Raw genomic sequence first — 18,457 nt, 5'->3', positions numbered from 1 at the left:
CATCGACCATTGAATCGGCCAGCGTGCCCTTCCCACAGCCATCTATGCCGGTTATGACTATCCACTTACCAGCGGCTGATTCATTCCCTGTCATGATTCACCCCCATTAGCGCCAAGGACATGAAAGGATGGCATATCGAGGCACGGCGCTGTTGACGGCTTTAAAGCAAAACCGCCGGGCGCCGGTTTCGGCAGCGAAACATGGATGCTAGTGACAAGGACTCGCCCCCTAAGCAGGCGCCCCTCAATCTCAACAGTTGCTCCTGCTGAAAACCCCTCGATATCGCCGAGCAACGCGTTTTCCACTGTACAGTTGCAAACATCTATCTCTTCCCTGAGATCGCCTGATGGCTGCTGGTAACTGAACGATGTCTCTACCCCAAACTGGGTCCACCCTTCAAGCGGCTCCACCTGCTTCACGAGCCCTGACAGCGATACGGTATTTTTCCCTACAGACTTAACAATACGCACGTTCATCTCCTCTGGTATGAGCCCACCATACCTTGCATGCCCAGTAATGCTCAGAGCCCGGAAACAGCTCAATATCATATCTATCAAATGAATTTGCACAGTTACGATCTTGCCCGCAACTTATGCGCCGGCATTTAGGACTTTATTTGCTGTTTTATTGCCGCATCCCGCGTATTTTTCGCCAACGGCGACAGAAATGGCCAACGGCTATTGTTAAACAATTGCGTTGTGTTATTTTCGAAAACGTACCGTTTAGGCCAGAAACCAATTAAAGAACGAGGGCGACACGTGACTAAAGCAATTAACGGGTATGTGGATTTTGTCATCCGAAACAGGGGGGTGCTTTTGCTCGTCCTGCTTGCGGCAACGGTATTCGCATCCATGGGTCTGGGCAAGGTAGCCATCGACAACGACTACCGCAGCTGGGTGGCGCTCGACAACCATGAGCGGCTGGTGCTAAACGACCTCGAAAGAACGTTCGAACGAAACGACAACGTTATTTGGGTACTGACCGGGGCCGACTCGGCCATGGGCGACGACTTCATTGAGGCGTCCCTCTGGCTTACAGAGGAAGCCTGGAAAATCCCACACGTGATTCGTGTTGCGTCACCAACAAGCTACCAGCGCCTACTGGTGGAGGATGATGACATCTACGTGGAAGACCTTGTATCCGGGGACAGCGAGCTGCCGCCTCTGTCGGAAGAACAGCTGAAGGCTGAGCTCTTTGCAGACCCAACCGTGGCAGACAGGCTGCTGAGCCGTGACGAGCGCTCCATCGCCATTATCGCCACCGTTGGCCTACCAGACGTAGGCGAAAACAGCACACTGGAAACCACCACGCCAGCGAAGAAGCTCGCTGCGGAGTTCAAGGAAAGGTGGCCAGACATCACCATTCACACGATTGGCACGCTGATGGTCAACGCGACGTTCAGTGACACAGCATCTCACGACACCACGGTGCTGTTCCCAATCATGTACGGTCTGTTCTTCCTGGGAATCTACGCCTGGATTCGCTCTTTGAAGGTTGTTGCCCTGTGCTTCGGCGCTGTCATCTTGTCGCTCACAACCACAATGGGGATAGTAGGCTGGACGGGAATCGTGATGAACGCCGGCAATTCGTCGGCGCCCACCATCGTGTTGACGCTTGTTTTGGCCAATTGTGTTCATGTGTTCACACTGCTCGTGAAATATATGACGACGGGCGATGATCAACTCACCGCGCTGAAAAAGAGCATGGCGAGTAACTTCAAGCCGATCTTCTTGACCATGCTGACGACTGTTCTGGGCTTCCTCGCGCTGCTTGCATCAGATTCACCGCCCTACCGGACCCTGGGGTTGATGGTCGCAGCAGGGATATTCACTTCGTGGGCGTACCTTATGGTCTTCATCCCGGCCGCGACATCTCTGGTTAAGATCCAAGGCGTCAGCACTGCTCAGGGCTACGCATGGACACGGAAGATGGCAGACCTGGTGATTAAGCACTACCGCGGCTTTGGAATTGCCTTCGGTGCCGTAGCGCTCGCCCTCTCAGCGTGCATGGCCATGATCGTGATCAACGACAACCCCCTTCATTGGGTCGATAAAAAGCACGACTTCCGAAAGGGCTACGACCATGTGGCAGAAAACTTTTTTGGCACCTACGACATGAGCGCCAAGATTCCGGCTCGCGGCCCGGATGGGATCAACGACCCCGAATACATGGAAAGCCTCGAGAAGCTGTGCGCGTGGCTGCGGTCATGGGATGACGTGCGGAACGTCCAATGCGCCACTGAAATCGTCAAACGAGTGAATCAGAAAATTAATGGCGACGACCCCGCGTTCTATCGCATCCCTGAGACTCGCGAGGAAATCTCGCAGTACATACTCCTTTATGAGTTCAGCCTGCCCATTGGTCACTCACTGGACAACGTGGTATCCCTGGATAAGTCGGCAACAAAAGTCGACATCTACATCGGCGATATCGATTTTGCGACGATCCGGGATTACAAGATCCGTGTTGAAGAGTGGATAAAGGCTAACCTCCCAGAGTATATGCACACCGAGGTAGGTGGGCCATCCGTCCTGTTTGCCTACATCACGGATCGCAACATAAGCTCAATGGCAAAAAGCACGCTGCTGGTCTTCGCTGTGATCACAATTTTGATCATGGTGTCACTGCGAGACTGGCGCGCAGGCCCCTATAGCGCAATCACGAATGTGCTGCCCCTTTTGATGGCATACGGTTTCTGGGGTCTTGTCTTCAGGGAAGCAGGACTTGCGATATCTATTGTTGCTGCACTTGGCATTGGAATTATCGTTGACGACACGATTCACTTCCTAAGCAAGTATTTCCACGCCAAAAAGACCATGGGGCTGTCAGCAGAAGATAGCATCAGGTACACCTTCGAGATGGTGGGCCCAGCCTTGATAGGCACATCGCTGATCCTAATGGTTGGCTTTGGGTTCCTTCTCAATAGCAGTTTTGAAATCAACGCAGCCATGGGCGCGTTCACAGCGACAACCGTGCTGTTCGCCATCTTGTCGGACTTCATATTGCTGCCTGCTGTGCTCATCGCCTTCTCGAAGAAACCGGCACCAATAGCAGCGAAAAACTTAAAACAACATACCGAAGCAGGACAAGGAGCTTGATCATGTCTGTCACCAATCTCTACCGGAACAAAGTTGTTGTAACAGGGGCCACTGGCTTTCTCGGAACGCAAATTGTCGATCGACTGCTGACCGAGGGCGGCACCGAGCTTCACCTGGTTGTTCGAAACCAGGAGACCAAATCAGCGGTGGCTAAAATTGGACTCTGGCGCGAATCAGCAGACCGGACATCGTCCTCAATCACGCTTCACAATTTGGATCTGACGCAGGAATTTGAAATTCCAGCAGAAGCTCGTGGCGCAAAACACGTTTTTCATTGTGCCGGGCTTTATGACATGAGCGCACCAGAGGCGTTACTGTTTGATGTCAATGTTAAAGGCACCGAAAACCTCCTGAATGCGCTGTCGCGTGCTGATTTCAAGGGTGTATTCCACCACGTATCTACGCTCGCGGTTGCTGGCGACTACAGTGGGAAATTTAAGGAGGCGATGTTTGATGAAAAGCAGAACTTCAAGCATCCCTACAGCGAGTCCAAGTATGTGTCGGAGCTCCGGGTCCGCGAGGAACGGAACTTCGAAACACGCATCTATCGCCCCGCTGCGATCATGGGAGACAGCAATACGGGTTATGCGGACCGATTCGACGGCCTGTATTACATGCTAAACCCGCTCAAGTCGTTATTGGCAACGATGCCAAAGCTCCTCCCGCTGCCCCTGCCTCGAGGCCTGGCCAAGATGGCGCTTGTCACCGTTGATTTCGCTGCCAACTCCATCGTGGATATCGCGATGTCAGACACAGAGGAAAACACATTCCACATCACGGATGGAAAGAACTACGACATGGCAGACATTGTTAAGGCATATGTCGAGGAAATCGACCCACGCCGGACAATTCTGAGAATTGAATCATGGATGATCATGCCCATGATCGAGCGCTGGATTAAGCCGTTCGCGAAACTCAAGACCATTGACAACCTCCGCGCGTCTTATGAGCGCTTGTGCAACATACCAACCGGGGCGTTCGACGGATTTAATCCGAACCTTACGGTAGATGCCTCTCGTACATTGGCCATTGCTGAATCGAAAGGGAGAAACGTGCCTACCCTCAAGACATACGCAAAGACGACCATGGCCTACTTCAATAGCCAGGAAGAGAATGTTCGCCGCCTCACCAATGAGAAGTATGTTAGCGGTAGAAAGGTCGTCGTGACCGGAGCCTCATCCGGAATTGGTGAGAGCCTAGCCTATCAGCTTAGCGCCATGGGCGCGGAGATTGTGCTTGTTTCCAGAACAGAAAAAGACCTAAACCGTGTCGCGGACCAGATTCAAATTCAGGGTGGCACAGCTCACGTTGTGCAGGCCGACCTGGGTGACAGAGACTCCGTCGCCAATTTGATCGAAACCATCAAGCGCGATCACAGCGACGTAACCATGCTCTTCAACAATGCGGGCGTCTCCGTCAGAAAGAGGATTGATGAAAGGCTGGATCGCCCAGACGATCTGTATCGGACAGCAGAGGTAAATTACCTCGGGCCAGCCTGCCTGATGCTCGGCTTGATCCCTTTGTTTAAGGCAAATGGCCAAGGTCACATCATTAATAGCCTTTCCACGGTAGCCTCTTATCCCGTGCCCCGGTTTGGCGCTTATTCAGCATCGAAGGCAGCGCTGGGTGCATGGTCTCAAGTCACGGCGATTGAGTATATGGCGGACAATATCTATACCACCGATGTCTATCTCCCGCTGGTAAGAACTCGGATGATCGAAGGCACCAGCGAATATCAGGATAGCGATTACAGCTACATGATTGGCCCCGAGAAAGCGGCTAGTGACATGCTGCTCAATCTGAGCCACAAACCGCGAGAGGTAAATTTCGGTCTCAAGGCGCTGCCGGTTGTAAAAGCGGCCGCCCCAGACCTGAACACCGTTTACCTAAATGCGATCTACCGCATGTTCCCAGACGACGACAAAGACGGCGTTGGCGAATACGCGGGGGAGCGCGAAATACTCGGCGCCTACGGCATCAAAAAGATGCCGTTTTAACGGCATGAAAATCAAGGAAGGGGTGATTATGAACATGCTTAGGAAATTTATTTTGGGGGCAGCTGTATTCGGCACTCTAAGCGCCCAGCACAGCTCTGCGGCCTTCGAGGTGACTGGCGCCACCGCTGAGTCTCAGGGCCACGCCCTGGCGGTTGCCCAAAAGGAACAGGATGCGGGATGGGGCACGATGACATCTACGATGACCATGACCCTGAGAAACGGCCGCGGCGGCGAGAGCGTCAGAGTGATACGGTCTCAGGCCCTGGAAGTTCCAGACGACGGTGACCTGTCATTGATCGTCTTCGACAAGCCGGCCGATGTGTCAGGAACTGCATTCCTTACTCACTCCCACATTACTGAGCCTGACGACCAGTGGCTTTACATGACAGCGATCAAACGCGTGAAGAGGATTAACGCGCGCCGCAAATCTGGACCGTTCATGGGCAGCGAGTTTAGCTACGAGGACATGTCATCTTTTGAGGTAGAAAAATTCACCTACCGGTACGAAGGCGAAGAAGACTACCAAGGCAGGCCTCACCACATACTAGAGAGCTATCCGGCCGACCAGTATTCCGGCTACTCCAAAAAAGTGTCGTGGGTCGATGCCGACAATCTCACGGTTTCCCAAGTCCACTTCTATAACAAGGCTGGCGTGAAATTCAAAACGCTTACAGCTACAGATTACTCGCAGTATGAAGGGCGTTATTGGCGCGCAGCCCGCTACGAAATGATTAATCACCAAACGGGAAAGACCACAGAGATCGGATGGGACGACATTACGTTCGGCGTAGACCTGGATAAACGAGACTTCACTAAAAGCGCGCTCAAGCGCGCACGATAACGGGGATTGAATATGAGGGCGCTTGTACAAGGTATTATTGCAATTAGCTTGCTGTTGCTGGCAGCGGCGTCCGGCGCAAGCACTCGCGGCTACATTGCTGGTGAAGCTACGGGATTCCCTGACGAAGGCGCTTTCCCCAACCAAGGGGATGGCGGCGTTTCCGCGAGCATCGAAGTCGAGTACCAGTCTGAATGGAATAATGGTGCTGACAGCTTCACGATTAAGCCGTTTGCCCGATGGGACAGCCAGGATGGCGAGCGGAGCCATGTCGATGTTCGAGAAGCGGTTTGGCTGCATATCGAAGATAGCTGGGAGTCCCGCATAGGGGTATCCAAAGTTTTTTGGGGCGTGATTGAGTCCAATCATCTCGTAGACATCATCAACCAGACAGACCAGGTGGAGGATATACGCCTTGAGGAAAAGCTCGGCCAACCAATGCTTAACTTCACCTATACCGGTTTCGATGGTGCATTAGACTTGTTTGTTCTGCCGTACTTTAGAGAGCGCACGTACCCGGGTGAAGAGGGGCGCTTTAGGGGGCCGGTGCCGGTGAACACTGACGACCCTGTTTACGAGTCGAGCAGGGAAGAAAAACATGTCGACTACTCCGTACGGTGGGCCTCATATTTGGGTGAACTTGAGTACGCGATCGCATTTTTCGACGGCACTATACGGGAGCCGTACTTTCTACAGACTGTTGAAAATGGCAGCTTGGTGGAATTGACGCCTTACTACGTCCAAATGCAACGAGTATCCATTGAGGGAGAATACTTAGTCGGCGACTGGACCCTCAAGCTGGAGGCGCTCTACCAGGATGATGAACTGTTCGAGTACGGCGCCGTTGCAACCGGCTTCGAGTACACGTTCTATGATGTGAAATACAGCGGCGTGGATCTTGGGTTTTTGGCCGAGTATCACTACGACAGCAGGGATGAAGATTCACAGCAAATCTACCAGAACGACACATTCATTGGCGGCCGCATTGAGGTGAATGACACAGCCTCGACCCAAGTAGTTGGTGGCGTGCTTTACGACAATGAATACGGTGGTCAATATTGGACGGTCGAGGGATCGACGCGAATCGGTGAACACTGGAAGGTTTTCTTAAACGCACAGTGGGTGATCGATGCAGGCGAAGAAGACCCCTTGTTGTTCCAGGTTCGAGAAGACAGCTTCGTCCGGGCAGAAGTCCGCCTTTACTTTTAACGCGCTATCGAACCCCCCCGCATCAGACAGGCGACCCCGATGCGGGGACGAAACACAATGCTAACGAACTGTCGTAGCCTTCCCGACAAAACCGGTTGCGCGGTCGTCCTCACTTATACCAAGCTTGTTCTTCACCCACAAAAATTGCTGCCGCTGTAAAGCAAGCGTTTGATGAATTCCATCGAAAGTCATGTTACCGGGATGAGGAATGTCCCAAATTTCAACATTATCATAGCCGGCGGTAACGCCAAGAATTGTGTCACGGTAACTGGGAATAGATTCGTCAAGAGCTGGTGCCGCCTCAAATCGAGGAGGTAGAGCCATATACACAAAACACCCCCGGCCTTGTAGGATTTGTAAAGCGTCAATAAGGCGCGTCCGAAACAGTGGCATTTGAACGTTTGTAAAGGCGTCGTTCGAGCCAAGCCAAATAATTACTTCATCATTGCGGTAACCTCCCCGCCTAGAACAGCGGAGCCATCCTGGCACCTCAAGATCGACCATCCGCTTACCGCCCCGCGCTGTATTTCGAACATGCGCGTAACCCTCTATTGTCAACAAGGTCGCCCAGCTCGCGTACCCAGCGCTGAGTGAGTCGCCAAACACCCAAATACTGCGATGTGGACCTAGCCTGGGTTCTGCGGCTTGTGCCCAAGTTGAAGTTGCAAGACAAAATACGACAAGCCAACACCGAGCGATATGCATAATTTATGCTCCAAATTAAAAGAAAAAGAATAAACTATGCTGTCAACGGTAAATACTGGTTTTACACAGATAGAGCGTGTTTCGAGAGATTTTTAACTAACTGCTATATCGCCCGGCTCATGAAACGGCGATTGAGACAAGACAGCGTCAACGCCATCTGGCAAGAAAACCGTATCCCCCTCAATTTCTGGAGGAAGGAAACCAAATAGGATCGCTTGTTGAACGTGTTCGATAACGGGCTCGGGCAGCGAGTGTGACAAATCAACGAGACCTTTCCCGGTATCGATAACCCGGGCTGGGCCGGGCACACCAGGTACGTAAACGTCATACTGTGCCACGCTAGAGTTGATAGCTTCGCATTCAGCGTGACGGACGGCCTCCGAGATAACCTCGTCGATCCTCTCAAGACTGCATGGGAAGACAATCCCAAAGGTTTTTATGAGCGAGCCAAACCCGTCGCGGACACGAATAAGCACCTTTTTGCATTCATGAACCCACTGATCGGCCATATCGCCAGCCTCAATACTTTTCGCTGGTATAAGCCTGCCTGCAACGACGAATACGATATCGATAACCCCGGCCGTACTACAGGAAATGCCCTGAGCCCAACTCCCCGGTGTCCTCATTTCGCCATCCGCGGTGATCACCTGTTTCAAGTCAACCGAACTGCTCATAGCTCCGCTCCGATCCGAATACCCGACCGCTCGACTGCACACTGGAAATTGCGCGCGGCGATCACGCATCCACGCTCGTGAAGCAATTCCGTATCCAGTAAAAGAAGGCGTGCTGCACACAGCTCATGCGACAACGCATCGTATACGGCTACGTGCTTTGATTTGCGCGTCTGTACGACAGCCGTAAGCTCGTCAATCCAATCCACTTTAACGACAGGTTGCCACCCATGAACTGCTTGGCCGCATATGGCACACATAAAATGCCCTCTCTCGCGATCCTGATATGGCTATGATACGCCTTCACGACGGCTAAAATGGTGTGTCTGTAATACCAAAATTGATGTTCTAAGGCGAAAAACAGAGTTTTAGACTTAAAACCCAAAAGAATCGGAGGGCAGAGGCGGCGTCTAGTCCTGCGGTCGGCAACTTCGCTCAGGTCGGCAGGTCGCGGGTTGAAAAAGGGGGTGGCGTTTAGCAGTCGCGGCTATTCCGGGATTTACATCAGCTGCGGCGGCGAGTATATCCTCTGGCGGAGTGAGTAAATTCTGTGCCGCGCAGTAACGGTCCCTGTCATCACCTTCGCGCAGCACCTCGCCAAGGAGGGATGGAGGACAGCGCCAACTAAACAGTAGTGCATCCCTGACTGCGCGGTCTGTCTCACCGGCGATGATGTACCTTGCTTGGGATGCTGTTAGGTTGGGATTGGACGCAGCGCCCAGCCTGGTATTTGCACACTTAGATTCCAGGCAACGATCAATATCTTTAGGTGACAGAAGAAAGCTCATGGCAGCAATGCGCCTGAGCTCTTCAGAGTTCGACACAAGCGCCGAAAGCACCTCTCGTTTGATGGCGCAGCCCGCTTTAATCTTGTTCGCCACGCTGATTGGATCGCCCTTCATGTCACGCCTATGGGTGTTATTTTTGTTCTATTGTGTCAGAAAACTACAGACACGTCGCCAATTTGCAGCTTTAAACTTTCAATCGAAAATAGGCATCAATGGGGGCGGGATCTCTCGCAGCGTTTCAGATGTGGGATCCTGCTGGCCGTTTAAAGCGCCAAATGCGCCTTGGCTTGAGAAGATTCCGAATTCGCGCTCGTAATAGAGCGCAGCAGTGGCACCGACCATTCGCATCGCTTTCGCGCAGTCACCGCCGCTCTCACTCCCAAGGACCACATCCGGTCTGCTCAAATAAGCGAACGGCGAAGAAAAGACTTCTACCTCAACGTCGTTCGTCTCCTGTCGGTATGCCATGATCGAGTGATAGCCCGAGGCGTCACGGTAGCCGTGCGCAAAAGGCACAAACGAAAAATCTTCGCTCGAATCGTGTGTGCAGCCCATAAAGTGACCAAATTCATGGGGAGCCACCATGCTGTTAGTCCGATAATAATAGTCATCAGAACACAGCGTCACCGCAACAGGCGTCCAGTATTGCGCCAGGCCCAGCGAGCCCACGCCGCACACGCCATCTATACCCATGGCCTCGCTATTTGCAACTATCCAGAGGCCGTCAGAGCGATGACGACGCATCAGTTCTCGAGTTTCCTCGGTATTCGCATATTTGTTCCATACATCGCTTACGGTCGAGAATCCACTGAGGTCAACGTTTTCGATGTGGCTGACGACCACTCGCAAATTGACGCCGGACCGCTCGAGAGCGTTATTAATCTGTCGAATTTCGCGAGTCGCGCGGCGCCAGCCATTGTTAAAGTTTGGTGTTTGACGGTTGTCCACATAGACCACCATGTCAAAGATCGGTGTTCCCGCCACGCCGTAGAGCTCTGCTGGATCACGCAGAGGCGTCATACGGTCGCAGGCCTGGTAGATATTCTCCGAATTGCAGCGGAAGGGCGACGTCGCCGACGGTAACAGCTGCTCCACCAGATCGCGACGCAGTGGCGTCTGGTTATACCAGTGGATGTTGTCGGCCCCCTCGTAGTTCCCCCTGGGCGCGTCAATCGGTATCTCGGCAACAGCGTGGAATGGAGCAAGAGCCGAACATGCGACGGCCGCAGCGGTGATAAATTTTATTAAACGAGACATCGCGTGAACCTCAATATTGACTATCAACGCAATGCTAATGGGCCCCGCTCTCGAAAACTACTAATAACTAGCGATTTTAAGGAAATATGATTCCATATGCCGGGCTCCCTAATGTAGGTCGCCCAGCCGCAAACAATACGGTTTGCTGACCTGCCTTGCCAAAGGGGTGCCCTGCAGCGGGGGCATCAGCTAGCCCAGCGCTCTGGCATGCACCCAACGGTCTCACCCTTTGAATCGACGCAGTCTATCGCCAATGCCTCCGGCTTTCCTGGAGCGAAATCAACGGTAAACGTCACAGCAATCGAATCGCCACCATCTGGGTTGTCCAAGTACACACGCTGGGAGTAATAGCCTCCGGACATCTCACGTCCGCCTGTTTCTGCCACACGCAAAGGGAAGTTCCAGGCCTCAAAAGCCCGCTCCCAGGTCGCATCGCGCTCTTCCGCCAAAGAGGTCTCCGAGCTCGCAACGTCGCTCAGGACAAAAGGCTCATAGCGCACGAACTGAATGTCCGTTACCAGTTCAAGCTCGTCGAGAAAGCGCCACTTTCCAGGCTCTATGGGGCGGGCCTCGCGGATTTCGTCACCGTTGATAGTAATCGAGTGAGGTTTGCCCTGGTGATCAACCCAGCAAGCCACAATGGGACCATCACCGTCCTCGCTCATCTTGACCGTGCTGCAGGGCAGCATTGGGCTATCAGCAATCTGGAACGCATCAGCCTGCATAAAGAGTTGATGTATCAACTGCGTGGTGTGAGACGACATGATTGCTCCCCTATGCGGCCCGCAGGCCAAGCTCGTCAATAATTCGGTCCTGGTCCGCCCACGACATGGGACGCGGCCCAAACTCGTTACATCGGTCTTGTATTGCCTTCAGTGCATCCGCTGGCGCTACCCCTGCCGACAGGCTCTCCAGCGCACTCGTAACCATGCGCTCCAGTTCATAGACCGGCACTGCGGGCGTACCAACGACACATGTCTGTACCAGTTCACCCCCAGCATCGATCCGAATATGCTCATATACCTCTTCGTCACCGTACCGAGCTTCAATCCAGCGTGAAAATGGAATCCGGGCCTCTTTGAGCTTGGACTCGATACCAAACTCGCCATTGGCCAAATCATCAATACCGATCGAGGCGACCTCGCCATCTGTGAATTCGTCGATATGAAGTTTGCCAGCGATGAACATTGCATGCTCGCCGCACTCTTCCGCCCAGTTGTTGCCCAGGATCTCCGCAATGCGAGTCTCGTCTTTGCAAAGGAATGTAAGTCGCGCGTTGTAGGGATCAGCCACAAAGTTTCTCCTCTTCAGTATTGGTCGGTGTTGCTAGTATCCCAGTGTGTCGCGTTTCTGCTCCGTTACCGGAAACTAGGCACCGCGTACCCCCGAGGCGGCAATGACGGCCTCCTGCTCATCCCACGAAATGACATCCTCGTTCTCGCCACGACCAGCCTCATGGAGCAGCGGCTCGAGAACAGCCTCAATAGCCTTCTCCACGGTTTTAAACCCCACTGCCTCGACCCGGTCCTTGCCCTGAGCTACGAGCTCCAAAACGCGCCGAGATGGTGGATACTCCAAATGATGGAGACCAAATGTGGCAGGTCAGTTGAATGTTGCGGTTCGGTGAGGAAGTCGCTTTCCCACTGAATAGGCGCCGCCGCGGTAGCGGGGGTAGTTCAGGCTGATTTCACCAATGTGAGCGTTGTCTCATCGTCCACCTCAATCAGAGGGTGCAGTAATGCGGCCTCGCTGACTCGGCGTACAGGGTCATAGATCGCCTCGCTGATGTCAGCAATGGGGGTGGATAGATTCAATGCAGCGCAATAGCGGTCCTGGGTGCTGAAGTCGTTGGTCCCCCTCAGAACCCTGCCCAATAGTGATGACGGGCAATGCCAGTTCAGTAAGAGCGCCGTGCGAACCTCCTGGGCTTCTTCGTTGAGAAGGACATACAGGGACTGCTGCGGTGTGATGGTCGGATTGCTGGCTGCAGAGCGACGCACCGTCAGGTCATCACTGGACAAGCACTGCGTCAGGGATTGCTGAGATATATGGCAACTCGCCGCCGCCATCTCCCTAACACTCTCAAACTCGCTTTCTAGAGCTTCTTCGACTGTCTCCGAGGTCTCCCTGCCATCCGACAGTACGACCGCCAAATCTAGGTCTCGCTCAAAGGGCTCGGCCCCATCCATGTGTGTACCCTCGCAAATGAGGTTACTGTTATTTCACGAATTCGACCTAATTATCAATAGAAAAGCCGGGAAATACGCAAATATCAGCGATCTTTATACTTTTTCAGTATGTAATCTGGCACATGACTGCAGTGCTCCCAGAACACCTCAAAGGTCACAGGCCCTTGAAAGCGACGGTCCTGGTGGCTCTCGCTTGCAACACTCTCATGATCGCCATGCGGCTTTAGCCAATTCCACAGTTGTGCCGCTGTCTGGAACTGTGCCCCAGAGCGGTACCCCAGATCAGGGCCAACCCGAACGCCAATGACGCGCGTCCTGTCAGCGGCAGAGATCTGGGCCAGCAGGTCTATCAATGGGCTTTTCGGGTCAGCAAGGCGCGGCAGCCTACGGGTGGCCTGGTACTGCATCAGTGCTCGCGGATTGCGAGCAAGGTAGCGGCTCATTTTTCCATCCATCAGATAGATGCCTCTGTCTTGTTGATTAAGGGCAAGCTGGCGGTCATACGATCAATCGTCTCGCCAATTACAGCGCCGGGACCGCGCCCGCCGGTCGCCGGTCTTTGCTGTTCGTCTAACCAGCTCCACGAGTTCATGAAGCGAATTTCATCTCGCGTGACCCAACACGCTCCCCCACCGGCTTCGTCAGGCCGCGGCTTCGAGCAGTACGAGGCCCAGGTGAATCCGAGGGGCTCAAGATCAAAGCGGTTGATCATCCAGTGCAGAAACTCGCCCACATGGTCGACATTCACATACTCTTCACCGGAGATGTATAGCCCTGAGCTTTCCGCATTAGTATAGAAGCCGAGGCTGCCATAGTCATGATCAACCCGCTCAAACAATGTCCTGGCGTCAGCGAGCAGCCTGGGGATGGAGTGGTCTTCAGACAGCGGCAGTATCTCATCCTGCGCCTCAAGAGACCCCAGGAAGCCGGTAAACAGCGCGTCATCACTGAGCCGGTTCTCCTCATAGAATTCGCCGAGTGCACAGTCCGGCATGAACAGATCAACAATGGCGGCGACTGTCGCTGCATAGTCAGCCTGCTCCGCGGTACACGCCACAACCGTGGCAGATTCGAGATAGTAATTAGCCATGATCAGTCCTCCAGGCTCTTCAGAGTGTCGATGATTTCGTGGCCCACTTCTACCAAGCGGTCTTCCACTCGCTTGCGTGATACGCTGCCGAGCTCTTCAGGTGTCCAAATGCTGATTGCATAACCTGCAGAGCGCAGATCAGCGATTGCCTTGCGTTGTTCTTGGGTCATAACCAATGCCTCTTGTGTATGGACACCTACTGTAGCCAATGACGACATACCTGCTGAGACATCGGAAATCAGTCCAGCATAAAGCTGGGGGTGTGAACTTCAACGCCGCCGGTGATGAACGCATAGTGGAGACGGACAGCTTCAAGCCTGCCTATATGCTCATTAACCAACGCCAAAAGGTGCTTGCACCAGAACCGGCCATGAGCTGATGCACCTGGGTGCGTGTGTTCCGTCAGCAGATGGGCGAGTTCATGCAGGACATAGCTCTCATAGCGAGCGAACTTGGGTAGTGAAATAGATCTCTCCTCACTACTGGCATAGCCACGCCTGGTGCCACGACCGTCCTTCACTTTTATCCGCTTGTAGCATTTGTGCGACTGCCAGTAAGGCCCGTTGACGACGCCTTTCACCATTACTCGGATCTCCGGCAATGACATGAGCGTCTGGTCGGCTCTGGGAAACGCTATCGATTCTGCTGCATAGACTTTCTGGCGTTGAAAATCCCTGGCCATTATTTCATCTCCCATTTTAGATTTTTGCGTACACCGATCTCAGGACAACCCTGGCCGATACGGATTGAAACCACGATTTCTTCAATCACTCTTCGTCGTATTCCCTCAGAGACATTGGTGACAAGCTCGATGTCCCTGGGCTGACACAGGACGCTGTGGTGGGTTTCGTTATGGTCGATGTACTCAACCACTCCCACATCGCCGTCGTTGTAGCACTGCACTGAAACGCCTTTATTCATAGGCCCATCTCCCTATCTGACAGGTCTATTGTTGCATTTGGCATTTGCTCAAATCGGCGCAAAGCCTATAAAACAAGGCAAAAATGGCCGTAAACGCCGGGAGTTATGGAAATATCGAAGGGGGTTGACTGCTATAAATGCAGGCTCAAATCGCTATTGAAGACACCTTTCTGATGCTAAGTGAAATAAAAAGCCCCGAAAAATCAGGGCTTTAGGAACTTGAAAAAAAGTTTTAGGCGGCTTTTAGATTGCCTGACTCGTCAACGATGAGAGTAACCTTTTCGCCTGCGAACTCGGCAAGATGACCGCGATGCTCCCCCATGAAGTGGGCGATCACTTGTTCAACCCCCTTAGTCGAAATGAGCTTCCCAGACCACTCGCGCATGAAGTATTCCGTGTCGCGGTAGAGTGCAGAGTCATCGTAGTGATCGTGCTCAGTCAGGTAACTGTTAGCGAACTCGACGATCCGGTAAACGTCCCCTTTGTCGATCCGGCCACCGCGGATACGGAGGAAGTAGGTGATCTGCTCTTCAAATGCGCCGAGATCATCGACCTCGTGAATGTCGTAGGTCTTGGCTTTGAGCGCCTCACCGACGTAGGCACACAAAGGATGATCGTACTCCACGCGACCGTATTGCCCATCCAGGTGCAGGTTAGTGATCAGGGCAACGCGGCCCTCACACTTGTATTCACCGATGTCTCCGATGAAGGGTTCATCCCCGTAAAACTCGGCGTCGATCGCTACAGCAGCTTCGCTGTCATGCTTGGCCGCCAGTTTGCAGGCCCAATGGTCTTCATGCAGTTCCTTGCGGATTACCCAGGCTTCCAGCGCCTGGTGGTATGCGGCCCGCGCCATCTCGGTGTCACAGCAGTATGCGTCGCCATTCTGAACGGCGTCGAACGCTGACCGGGGTAGTACCGGAGCCCCAGAGGCCACTACATCGTTGCGGGATACGGCAGTCCGGCTCCAATTCATGTCGTAGGGCGTATAATGGATGTCACCGGTGTTCGTCATGGAGCAATTCCACAGACGTTTCACTACGCCGTCTGGTAGCCAGTCCACATCGTTGATCAGGCTTAGCAGGCCAAAGTCGCACATTGACTGGTAGTGAACACGAACCCACTCTGCGTTGTTACGTGTATCAAAGTCGCAGGAATTCAGGTAGTTAATCAGCGTCGCCTCGCGCCACGCCTTGTAGGCATCTTTCAGCTTGAGATAAGCGTCAGCCTGCAATCGGGCCCGGTCAGGCATCACAGCGGCATAGTGGCCGGGGTCGAGATGGATGACAGCTCGCAGGCCGCGGCGGGTGGAAGTCCTCGACTGAACTAACTGTCCGTTGAGGTAGATCTCGGCCTCTTCCAGATGGCCAACATCACCATTTTCAAAGACATTGTAAATACGACCAATGCCCTCCACGACCTCATAGTCTTCTGTCACACGGTGGTCATTCGCGCAGCGTTGACCATTGACACGCACCTGAACTGGGAATCCACGGAACAGTCTCTTGATCCGATCAATCTGCAGAGCGCCGTTTCGGTCTTCAAAGCTGCTCAGTTCAACGCCAGAGAGCTGGATCTGAGTGCCTTCGAAATAATGCCAGTCTCGGATGGTGAGTTCGCCGCATGTCAGGGCATGTTGTGAGTTGCCCTCAACAAGCTGGCCTGCACTGCCGACCATGAAGCGTTCTGAGTTGGCAAGGCACGACAGGAAGCCCAAACCGTATGGAATCTGCTCCTGCACGGTCTCATCTTCCCAGTGGCTCTCTGCTTTGTCGAACAGGACGTCAAGATCTGGAATCCCCGTTCCGTTGTCGGCATAGAATACGGTACCGTCTGTATCGACATTGAAGTCTATCAGCGTGGCGTTGGCCCGCATGCCGTTCTGCGCCAGTTCAGTGAAGACGCTGGTTTTACTTTCAAAAAGCAGACTGCTTTTCTCGAAGAAATTGCCCGTATTGAGGCGAAGGGATGTAGTACGCATATTGTTTTTCCGTCCGTTGTTGTCAGCGGAGGATCAGAATATGCCTTTAGGTGAGAGTCGCCGGCGGCAGGGAAACCGTTGGCGTTAATGGCGAACTACTTGAACCACCACGCGCCAGCAGGGTGGGATGCGACAATCCCGGCGGGGTAGGGTCGCCACCACTTTCACCACCCATCGTGCAGGCAGTGTGACCAGCAACTGGCCCGTGGGGAGGGCCGCCAGGGAAACTAGGCGGCCTCTTCCTTAGTCTGGGCGAACGGATGATTGGCCCGAACCAACGCCTCGATCATTGCGGGAGGCACACTGTTTCCCACGAGCCTCATCGCAGCTTTCTGCGTTACCGCATTGCCGTCTGCATCCACATCAAACTGGAATTCGTCGCTGAATCCCTGCCCCCTAAACAGCTCACGCGGTGTCAGCATCCGCATGCTTATGTCCACCAAAGCCTGCCCTTTCACCATAATGATCTCAGGCACATCACAGCCAGCATATTCGCGGATGAAATCTGCCACGGCGACAGCTCGCTGTCGTGTCTCTTCGGTCAACACCGCGACCGCATCGCATCTCGTCAAACTGTGGTGATCGACAGCGGTTATCGTTCCAAGCGGCTTGCGAAGGTCGGTGCCAACAACGCCTGTATAGTGCTTAGCGAGGCAACCCAGCACCAGAGACCCCTGATTGCTGCCAGGGACGATGGTGCCGAATGGGCGCTCAGCACTTCGGCAACGCGGCTCCTGACCTTTACGCTCACCGTAGCGCGGGACAAAATACGGGATAACATCACCGTCTGGCGTTTCTGCTACAAAGAGGTCGTTTTGCTCAAGGATGAAGCGTTTCACGCCTGTGGCGATGCGGCGCAGCGTGTTCTCCGCAAGCGGCCGGCGTACGCCAACAACGCGAGCATCATCTTTCGACATGAAGATACTGTGGGCCGGTGTTGTCCAGTCAATGCACTCAGCGGCAGTACGGTAGGGAATCAGGCCAGGGCCATGTGTCGCGCTGGGCCAGACAATCGGAAGTCCATCACGCCGTGCAACAACGAATAAACGCTTGCGGCTGGTGGGAGCGCCGAAGTCCTGGGCGTTCAGGACGCTCCACTCGACGGTATATCCAAGACTGCGCAGCTTGGCGACCCACTGCTTGAACGTCTCGCCCTTTTTATCTGGGTCGGGTACCATGACGGCATTGCCATTCTCGTCGAACAGCTTTTCGCCGTCTTTCTCAGCCTGAATCAACGGCCCCCAGTGCGACCACTCAACCACGTTCTCAACGGTAAGCAGAGGAACGCCTGTTGTCGCTGCCACACGCGCCACTACCCACGCGAGCCCACGGATTTCTTTCTTGACCGGCTTGCCAGATTTAGCGCGAGAAAAATGCCGGCAATCAGGGCTGAAGTGGATATAGCCAGCCGTACGATTTTTCAGGAGCAGGCGAGCGTCCACCGACCAAACATCACTGGTCAGGGTCTGAGTGGCGGGATGGTTAGCTTTATGCACGCTGAGCGCGACAGGATCGTGGTTGATAGCGTAGTCTGGTTCGACGCCCAATGCCGCTTTGATCCCCTGACAGGCTCCACCTCCGCCTGCGAAATAACTCATTGTAACGCCCCTGTCGAGCCAGAGACTGGATTGAGGGCTTGCTTTGCGCTGAACTGAGGTCATGTCTGTGTCCCGGTTGGTAGATACAGACAACATACCGCCTGGTACCAATGG

At 53.8% G+C, this 18,457-nt stretch carries 19 protein-coding genes; 4 read left to right on the top strand and 15 right to left on the bottom strand.

Features of this window, described 5'->3' with window-relative positions; translation table 11 throughout:
- Positions 1-90 precede the first annotated feature (90 nt).
- The gene (locus A3709_RS12470; protein ID WP_156507742.1) at positions 91-471 is read right to left on the bottom strand and encodes a hypothetical protein; all 381 of its coding nucleotides are present in this window, start codon (positions 469-471) and stop codon (positions 91-93) included.
- A gap of 288 nt (positions 472-759) precedes the next feature.
- On the opposite strand from A3709_RS12470, the gene A3709_RS12465 reads away from it, so the two are divergent.
- From A3709_RS12465 to A3709_RS12450, 4 genes are read left to right on the top strand one after another with little or no spacing between them, the layout of a single operon-like run.
- The gene (locus A3709_RS12465) at positions 760-3,099 is read left to right on the top strand and encodes an RND family transporter (protein ID WP_066054967.1); all 2,340 of its coding nucleotides are present in this window, start codon (positions 760-762) and stop codon (positions 3,097-3,099) included.
- Positions 3,100-3,101: 2 nt separating this feature from the next.
- Positions 3,102-5,096, top strand: coding sequence for an SDR family NAD(P)-dependent oxidoreductase (locus A3709_RS12460; protein WP_066054964.1), 1,995 nt, complete (start codon positions 3,102-3,104; stop codon positions 5,094-5,096).
- A 4-nt stretch (positions 5,097-5,100) separates the two neighbouring features.
- Positions 5,101-5,937 (top strand): outer membrane lipoprotein-sorting protein, encoded by an 837-nt coding sequence (locus A3709_RS12455; RefSeq protein ID WP_197484168.1) that lies wholly within the window; start codon positions 5,101-5,103, stop codon positions 5,935-5,937.
- 12 nt (positions 5,938-5,949) lie between these two features.
- Positions 5,950-7,143, top strand: a complete 1,194-nt coding sequence (locus tag A3709_RS12450) for a hypothetical protein (RefSeq protein WP_066054961.1) — start codon at positions 5,950-5,952, stop codon at positions 7,141-7,143.
- Positions 7,144-7,203: 60 nt separating this feature from the next.
- Here A3709_RS12450 and A3709_RS12445 read toward each other — a convergent pair whose 3' ends face one another.
- The 14 genes from A3709_RS12445 to A3709_RS12375 form a co-directional block, all read right to left on the bottom strand.
- Positions 7,204-7,848, bottom strand: a complete 645-nt coding sequence (locus A3709_RS12445) for an SGNH/GDSL hydrolase family protein (protein ID WP_082850090.1) — start codon at positions 7,846-7,848, stop codon at positions 7,204-7,206.
- Positions 7,849-7,940: 92 nt separating this feature from the next.
- Positions 7,941-8,522 (bottom strand): hypothetical protein, encoded by a 582-nt coding sequence (locus tag A3709_RS12440; RefSeq protein WP_066054956.1) that lies wholly within the window; start codon positions 8,520-8,522, stop codon positions 7,941-7,943.
- Between the two features lie 977 nt (positions 8,523-9,499).
- Entirely contained in the window at positions 9,500-10,564 is a 1,065-nt protein-coding gene (locus tag A3709_RS12425) for a M12 family metallo-peptidase (protein ID WP_066054946.1), read from the bottom strand.
- Between the two features lie 185 nt (positions 10,565-10,749).
- Complete coding sequence (locus A3709_RS12420; protein ID WP_066054943.1) at positions 10,750-11,328, bottom strand: hypothetical protein; 579 nt, start codon at positions 11,326-11,328, stop codon at positions 10,750-10,752.
- Positions 11,329-11,338: 10 nt separating this feature from the next.
- Positions 11,339-11,857, bottom strand: coding sequence for a hypothetical protein (locus A3709_RS12415; protein WP_066054939.1), 519 nt, complete (start codon positions 11,855-11,857; stop codon positions 11,339-11,341).
- 75 nt (positions 11,858-11,932) lie between these two features.
- Entirely contained in the window at positions 11,933-12,115 is a 183-nt protein-coding gene (locus A3709_RS12410) for a hypothetical protein (protein WP_066054937.1), read from the bottom strand.
- A gap of 125 nt (positions 12,116-12,240) precedes the next feature.
- Complete coding sequence (locus A3709_RS12405; protein WP_066054934.1) at positions 12,241-12,753, bottom strand: hypothetical protein; 513 nt, start codon at positions 12,751-12,753, stop codon at positions 12,241-12,243.
- A gap of 83 nt (positions 12,754-12,836) precedes the next feature.
- Positions 12,837-13,196, bottom strand: a complete 360-nt coding sequence (locus A3709_RS12400) for a hypothetical protein (protein ID WP_156507740.1) — start codon at positions 13,194-13,196, stop codon at positions 12,837-12,839.
- An 11-nt stretch (positions 13,197-13,207) separates the two neighbouring features.
- Positions 13,208-13,843 (bottom strand): hypothetical protein, encoded by a 636-nt coding sequence (locus A3709_RS12395; protein ID WP_066054929.1) that lies wholly within the window; start codon positions 13,841-13,843, stop codon positions 13,208-13,210.
- A 2-nt stretch (positions 13,844-13,845) separates the two neighbouring features.
- Positions 13,846-14,013 carry a hypothetical protein gene (locus A3709_RS23300; protein ID WP_156507739.1) on the bottom strand — a complete coding sequence of 56 codons (168 nt, stop codon included), beginning with the start codon at positions 14,011-14,013 and terminating at the stop codon, positions 13,846-13,848.
- A 68-nt stretch (positions 14,014-14,081) separates the two neighbouring features.
- Positions 14,082-14,525: a hypothetical protein gene (locus A3709_RS12390; protein WP_066054926.1), complete on the bottom strand. Its 444-nt coding sequence runs from the start codon at positions 14,523-14,525 to the stop codon at positions 14,082-14,084.
- Positions 14,525-14,764 (bottom strand): hypothetical protein, encoded by a 240-nt coding sequence (locus tag A3709_RS12385; RefSeq protein WP_066054923.1) that lies wholly within the window; start codon positions 14,762-14,764, stop codon positions 14,525-14,527. The genes A3709_RS12390 and A3709_RS12385 overlap by 1 nt, the downstream gene beginning before the upstream one ends.
- A gap of 232 nt (positions 14,765-14,996) precedes the next feature.
- Complete coding sequence (locus A3709_RS12380; RefSeq protein ID WP_066054920.1) at positions 14,997-16,745, bottom strand: hypothetical protein; 1,749 nt, start codon at positions 16,743-16,745, stop codon at positions 14,997-14,999.
- 227 nt (positions 16,746-16,972) lie between these two features.
- Entirely contained in the window at positions 16,973-18,343 is a 1,371-nt protein-coding gene (locus A3709_RS12375; RefSeq protein ID WP_156507738.1) for a DNA cytosine methyltransferase, read from the bottom strand.
- Between the last annotated feature and the right edge of the window lie 114 nt (positions 18,344-18,457).

Source organism: Halioglobus sp. HI00S01, from assembly GCF_001635445.1.
GTDB classification, from domain to species: Bacteria; Pseudomonadota; Gammaproteobacteria; order Pseudomonadales; family Halieaceae; genus Halioglobus; species Halioglobus japonicus.
The sequence above is the reverse complement of the archived record's forward strand: the minus strand, read 5'-3'. Positions and strand labels throughout refer to the sequence as shown.

Coding starts and splice junctions, on each gene's coding strand:
- A3709_RS12390 (WP_066054926.1), bottom strand. CDS start 14,525: ATGGCCAGGGATTTTCAACGCCAGAAAGTCTATGCAGCAGAATCGATA.
- A3709_RS23300 (WP_156507739.1), bottom strand. CDS start 14,013: ATGACCCAAGAACAACGCAAGGCAATCGCTGATCTGCGCTCTGCAGGT.
- A3709_RS12460 (WP_066054964.1), top strand. CDS start 3,102: ATGTCTGTCACCAATCTCTACCGGAACAAAGTTGTTGTAACAGGGGCC.
- A3709_RS12440 (WP_066054956.1), bottom strand. CDS start 8,522: ATGAGCAGTTCGGTTGACTTGAAACAGGTGATCACCGCGGATGGCGAA.
- A3709_RS12385 (WP_066054923.1), bottom strand. CDS start 14,764: ATGAATAAAGGCGTTTCAGTGCAGTGCTACAACGACGGCGATGTGGGA.
- A3709_RS12375 (WP_156507738.1), bottom strand. CDS start 18,343: ATGAGTTATTTCGCAGGCGGAGGTGGAGCCTGTCAGGGGATCAAAGCG.
- A3709_RS12420 (WP_066054943.1), bottom strand. CDS start 11,328: ATGTCGTCTCACACCACGCAGTTGATACATCAACTCTTTATGCAGGCT.
- A3709_RS12445 (WP_082850090.1), bottom strand. CDS start 7,848: ATGCATATCGCTCGGTGTTGGCTTGTCGTATTTTGTCTTGCAACTTCA.
- A3709_RS12380 (WP_066054920.1), bottom strand. CDS start 16,745: ATGCGTACTACATCCCTTCGCCTCAATACGGGCAATTTCTTCGAGAAA.
- A3709_RS12400 (WP_156507740.1), bottom strand. CDS start 13,196: ATGAGCCGCTACCTTGCTCGCAATCCGCGAGCACTGATGCAGTACCAG.
- A3709_RS12395 (WP_066054929.1), bottom strand. CDS start 13,843: ATGGCTAATTACTATCTCGAATCTGCCACGGTTGTGGCGTGTACCGCG.
- A3709_RS12455 (WP_197484168.1), top strand. CDS start 5,101: ATGAAAATCAAGGAAGGGGTGATTATGAACATGCTTAGGAAATTTATT.
- A3709_RS12405 (WP_066054934.1), bottom strand. CDS start 12,753: ATGGATGGGGCCGAGCCCTTTGAGCGAGACCTAGATTTGGCGGTCGTA.
- A3709_RS12425 (WP_066054946.1), bottom strand. CDS start 10,564: ATGTCTCGTTTAATAAAATTTATCACCGCTGCGGCCGTCGCATGTTCG.
- A3709_RS12450 (WP_066054961.1), top strand. CDS start 5,950: ATGAGGGCGCTTGTACAAGGTATTATTGCAATTAGCTTGCTGTTGCTG.